Here is a 915-nt window from a genome sequence, read left to right as displayed (position 1 = left end):
ACGCCGGCTGCGCCGGCGTCGAGTCGCCATCGTCGCCGAACACCTGCATCGGGTCGAAAGGCGGATAGGCGCGGTTGGTGGTGTGGCCGGCGGCCAGCGCCATCTTGATCTGCACGAACGGCATGGTGTGGATAACGTCGCGGTCACCGACCTTGGTCACCATCGACACTTCCATGCGCCGGCGGTCCTTGGCCTTGGCGATCTGGCGCGGCGCCACCAGCCTGGTGGTCTTGGCGACCTCGCCGGAATCGCCGCCGCTTTCGAGCTGGGCCAGTTCGGCGATTTCGGGCGGGGTTGCCAGCTGCTGGCGGCCGTCAAGGGCGGCAAACAACGCCACGCCCATCAGCACACTCGAGGTCACGCCGGTAAGAAAGGTGCCCGACAGCCAGCGCGCCGAAACCTCGCGCCGGTCGGGCGGGCCGCTGCGGCCATCCGCGATCAGCGGCGGCTCATTGCCGAGTTCGGCTATGACATCTTCCGTGTCTGGCATCCAGAAAGGCTGCTTCTTCCCCGGGCGGAACGGCTTTTCGCTTCTGTTGGGCCATGACATTTGCCTGTCACGGCGAGTGAAGTCAACGAAGCGGCGAAATCCCCACGCACACGCTCTGTTTTACAGCCCCTTATAGAGAGGCGACTTTATCCTCTTGTAGGAGGGTCCGAACCGGTGGATGCGCAGACCCCGCTTTGGCTCTTATAGGAAGGCACCTCGCGGGCCGCGCCGAGCCCTTCTTTGTTGGCCTTGGTCTCGAACGGCAATGCGGCGGCAATAGGGCTCCTTTTTGGCAACGCCAATGTTCCCCTGGGGCAGTCTGCCGGCGCCAAACTTCTGTCGCAAAAAGTTCAAAAACATCGTCGATGACTGTTGACAGTTCTGGTTGGTGGCGACTATATACGCCTCACGAACGAGGGCGGTGC

General features: G+C 63.1%; 1 pseudogene. It reads right to left on the bottom strand.

The window, feature by feature from the left end:
• Window positions 1–490 (bottom strand): annotated as a pseudogene (locus NKI61_RS32820) (M23 family peptidase); the annotation flags it as partial.
• Window positions 491–915 lie beyond the last annotated feature (425 nt).

It is taken from the genome of Mesorhizobium sp. M0514, from assembly GCF_040321145.1.
Taxonomy (GTDB): Bacteria; Pseudomonadota; Alphaproteobacteria; order Rhizobiales; family Rhizobiaceae; genus Mesorhizobium.
This window is presented reverse-complemented; position numbering and strand designations above follow the sequence as displayed.